The following is a 3,777-nucleotide window of genomic DNA, read 5'->3' on the forward strand; positions in this document are numbered from 1 at the left end:
GTGCCGGCAATCTGGCCATGCTCTTCCATGGCCAGCACCGACGTGGTCGGAATGACCAGACCAAGGAAGCCGTAGCCGACGAACAGCAGCGCCGCCATCACGTCGAGCCGGTCGATGCCCGTCGCCATCACCGCGAACAGCACCACCATCGTCGTGGCATAGCCGGTCACCGCAACGCGCACCACGCGCCTCAGGCCGAAGCGCTCGGCCAGCAGCCCCGTCATCTGCGACATGCCGATGAAGGCGACCGCGTTGATCGAGAAGAACACGCTGTAGACCGAAGGCGACAGGCCGTAATGGTCGATCAGGATGAACGACGAGCTCGACAGATAGACGAAGAAGCTGGCAATGCCGAAGCCGGCAATCGCCGTGAGGCCGAGGAAGTTACGGTCGCCCATCAGGAAGCGGTAGGCCGACAGCGCGGTGCCGAAGGAGGACCCGGCGCGATCTTCCACCGGCCGCGTCTCCTTGAGCGAGGTCGCCAGAAGGATGGTGGCCAGCAGAGCCGCGCCCGTCACCGTCCAGAACACGGCACGCCAGCCGAAATTCTCGATGATCACGCTGCCGGTCAGCGGCGCCAGGATCGGCGACACCGAAAATACCAGCATCAGCAAGGACATCAGCTTGGCAGCCTCATTGCCGGTATGCAGGTCGCGCACGATGGCGCGCGGAACGGCCATGCCGGCGCTGGCGCCAAGCCCCTGCAGGAAGCGGAAAGCGATCAGCCATTCGATGGTCGGCGCCATTGCCGAACCGATGCCGCCGACCATGAACAGCGCAAGGCCGCCGTAGAGCGGCAGCTTGCGGCCGACCATGTCGGAGATCGGCCCGACGACGATCTGGCCAAAGCCCATCGACAGGAAGAAGATCAACAGGCTCATCTGCACGGCAGCGGTGCCGGCATGCAGATCGGCGCCGATCGACGGCAGCGCGGGCAGATACATGTCGATGGCGAACGGGCCGATGGCGGACAACAAGCCGAGCACGACCGCGATGCGGAGGAATTTGGGACTCATGATAGAGGCTTCTTTCAAATCTGGTTGCCGCCGCCAGGCGGCGTCTAACCTAGGACGTTCCATCCCGTGAGATTCCGACACATCGAGAGCGAGTTCTGTTCGTCTCTCTCATGCGAAATCTCTTAATCTTGTGTCCACAAATTTAGACACTCTTGTCTAAATCGTCAATCACCTCTATATAGTTTTTTATGAAGCTGCACGTTTCTCCTGACATTTTCCCGCCACGCGGTCATGAGGCCAAGCGCCTGTCGATCGTCGACTCCGCCGCCACCGTGTTTTGCCGCGAAGGTTTCGCCGGCGCCAATATCGACCTGCTCGCCTCCGAAGCCGGCGTCTCGCGCCAGACCATCTCCCACCATCACGGCGACAAGGAAAAACTGTTCGTCGCTGTGGTCCGTGATCTGACCGAACGTTGCAATGCCGGCATCTTCGCCACCATTGCCACCTTCCCCGATCAGCCGGGGGATCTCGAAGCCGACCTGATCGGCTTTGCGGTGCGTTTGAATCAGAATTGCATCTGCAACCGCGATGGAAAATTCCTGCGCAAGCTGATCCAGACCGAAGGCGAGCGCTATCCCGAACTGTTTGCCGAATGGCGCGAACAGGGACCGGGCAGGACATGGCCGGCAATCGCCGCCCGCTTCGCCCGCCTCGCCTATGGCGGCTATCTCACGATCGAGGACCCGGACGTGGCGGCACGCCAGTTCCTTGGCCTCGTCAATGCCGAACTGCAGACCACGTTCATGCTTGGCGGCTCGCCGCGCGAGGACGAGGTGCTGCAATCTGCGACCAATGGCGTGCGTACCTTCCTGCGCGCCTTCGGCAAGCGCCGCTCCGCGGCATCGTCCGAAAAGCAAAGCGCGCTCGCCAGCGCCTGAGCGATCAAATCGCTGGCAATAGTCTTCGCTTCCGCGCGAGGGTGATCTATATGCGGTTTACGCCGCGCTCAAGCTTGATTACAGCTATGCGGACGATTCAACGGAACCCGACCGCCACATGGCCGACGACCACATCCGCTACGACATTCTGGCCCAGGAGGCGTTGCGCGGCGTCATGCGCAAGGTCCTGGCCGAGGTCGCGCGCACCGGCCTCCCCGGCAACCACCACTTCTTCATCACCTTCCTGACCGGCGCGCCGGGCGTACGCGTGTCTTCGCGGCTGCGCGAGCGCTATCCCGAGCAGATGACCATCGTCATTCAGTTCCAGTATTGGGACCTGAAGGTGACCGATACCGGCTTCGAGGTTGGCCTGTCCTTCTCCGATGTGCCGGAAAAACTCGAAATCCCGTTCTCGGCCGTGCGCGGCTTCTACGATCCCTCGGTCAATTTCGAACTCGAATTCGACGTCAAGACGGATGGTGCGGCAGCCGATGAACCGGCTGCGCCAACTCCGGAGCCGTTGACCATCGTCTCCGAGAAAAAGCCGAAGGCCGAGAAGAAGGCCGCCGCGGAGGCGGAGAAGAAGCCCACGGCCGCGGACGCCGCCACCAAGGGCGCCGAAGTGGTCTCGCTCGACGCCTTCCGCAAGAAATAGGCCGGCGACTTACGCCGTGGCCGAAATCGTCAATCTCCGCCAGGCCCGCAAGCAAAAGGCGCGGGACGAAAAGCTGCGCGCCGCCGAACAGAACCGCGCGCTGCACGGCCGCTCCAAGGCCGAAAAGGAACGCGACCGCGTCGCCGCCGACAAGAGCGAAAAATTCGTTGCCGGGCATCGTCGTGAAAAGCCCGGCGACCCCGGCCGTCAATGAGCCCGGTCGAAAAGCGTTCGGTGACCATTCGCGGCCACCGCACCAGCTACTCGCTTGAAAAGCCCTTCTATGACGACCTCGTCGCGATCGCGGCGACCAGGGAGCTGACGCTCGCTGCTCTTGTCGCCGAAGTCGACGAGACGCGGCCCCGCGACACCAACCTGTCCTCGGCGTTGAGGCTCCATGTGCTGGAGTGGGCGAAGCGAGGAGAGAGCATCTAAAGGCTTTCGACCGCGTCGTCCTTTTTCCTGCGTCTGGTGCCAAAGCCAAGCAAGGTCGAACGCTCGCGCTCCTCGGCCTGTTTCCTGGACCGCACGCGCATCAGATCCTTCCAGCCGACATAGCCGACCAGCAACGAGCCTTCGCGAGTGACGACGGGCAGATGGGAGACGTTGGCCATCAGCAGCTTGTCGGAGAGGCCTTCGAGATATTCGTCCGGATAGGCCAGCGTCACCTTGCTGCCGGCCAGCAACGCGCCAAGCGTGGTGGTGCGGTGCGTGCCGGCGCGTCTCCAGCGCAAGATCGCCGGCGGATCGATGAGGCCCAGCACCTGACCGTTCTCGTCGACCACCGGGAAACTCGGATGCCGTGTTTCCGGCGCCGTCAGGAACGCTGCTGCGCCATGCAGCGTCATCGTCGCCGGCACGCTTTCGACCTGCGACGTCATCACCTCGCGCACCCTGGTCAGGGCGAAAGGGTCGACACGGTATTCGCGAACCAGATGGTGTCCCCTTCTGGCGATCTTTTCGGTCAGGATCGAACGCTTCATCAGAAGCACGGTCACGGCATGCGCCGCGGCGCAGGCGGCAATCAGCGGCACCAGCATATGTGTGTTGCCGGTCAGTTCGACGGCGAAGAACGTGGCGGTCAGCGGCGCGCGCATCGTGCCGCCCATGGTGGCGGCCATTGCCAGCAGCGCCCAGAAACCCGGATCCGCGGCAGGCAGAACGCCGGCGAGCACAGCGCCCATAGCCCCGCCCATGATCAACAGCGGCGCCAGCACACCTCCCGACG

Annotated in this window: 6 protein-coding genes; 4 read left to right on the plus strand and 2 right to left on the minus strand. The window is 63.2% G+C overall.

Features of this window, described 5'->3' with window-relative positions; all coding sequences use genetic code 11:
• The coding region (locus EN879_RS27220) for a multidrug effflux MFS transporter (protein ID WP_127274353.1) at positions 1 to 1,016 on the minus strand (1,016 nt) is incomplete at its 3' end.
• A 188-nt stretch (positions 1,017 to 1,204) separates the two neighbouring features.
• Here EN879_RS27220 and EN879_RS27225 point away from each other — a divergent pair.
• From EN879_RS27225 to EN879_RS27240, 4 genes are all read left to right on the plus strand, one after another.
• Positions 1,205 to 1,894 carry a TetR/AcrR family transcriptional regulator gene (locus EN879_RS27225; protein WP_127274354.1) on the plus strand — a complete coding sequence of 230 codons (690 nt, stop codon included), beginning with the start codon at positions 1,205 to 1,207 and terminating at the stop codon, positions 1,892 to 1,894.
• 118 nt (positions 1,895 to 2,012) lie between these two features.
• Positions 2,013 to 2,549 carry an SspB family protein gene (locus EN879_RS27230; protein ID WP_127274355.1) on the plus strand — a complete coding sequence of 179 codons (537 nt, stop codon included), beginning with the start codon at positions 2,013 to 2,015 and terminating at the stop codon, positions 2,547 to 2,549.
• Between the two features lie 16 nt (positions 2,550 to 2,565).
• On the plus strand, positions 2,566 to 2,763 hold the full coding sequence (locus tag EN879_RS27235) for a DUF4169 family protein (RefSeq protein ID WP_024501426.1): 198 nt from the start codon (positions 2,566 to 2,568) through the stop codon (positions 2,761 to 2,763).
• Positions 2,760 to 2,984 (plus strand): ribbon-helix-helix domain-containing protein, encoded by a 225-nt coding sequence (locus EN879_RS27240; protein ID WP_013531014.1) that lies wholly within the window; start codon positions 2,760 to 2,762, stop codon positions 2,982 to 2,984. Before EN879_RS27235 ends, EN879_RS27240 begins: the two co-directional genes overlap by 4 nt.
• On the opposite strand, the gene EN879_RS27245 is transcribed toward EN879_RS27240, so the two are convergent.
• Positions 2,981 to 3,777: chloride channel protein (locus EN879_RS27245; RefSeq protein ID WP_164774604.1), on the minus strand; the 797-nt coding region annotated here is incomplete at its 5' end. The two genes, EN879_RS27240 and EN879_RS27245, sit on opposite strands and share 4 nt — an antisense overlap.

Origin of the sequence: Mesorhizobium sp. M7A.F.Ca.AU.002.02.1.1, assembly GCF_003998535.1 — a bacterium.
GTDB lineage: Bacteria > Pseudomonadota > Alphaproteobacteria > Rhizobiales > Rhizobiaceae > Mesorhizobium > Mesorhizobium ciceri.

What these genes read in the sequence shown, in the direction of transcription:
- EN879_RS27230 (WP_127274355.1), top strand. Translation starts at nt 2,013, where the DNA reads ATGGCCGACGACCACATCCGCTACGACATTCTGGCCCAGGAGGCGTTG.
- EN879_RS27240 (WP_013531014.1), top strand. Translation starts at nt 2,760, where the DNA reads ATGAGCCCGGTCGAAAAGCGTTCGGTGACCATTCGCGGCCACCGCACC.
- EN879_RS27225 (WP_127274354.1), top strand. Translation starts at nt 1,205, where the DNA reads ATGAAGCTGCACGTTTCTCCTGACATTTTCCCGCCACGCGGTCATGAG.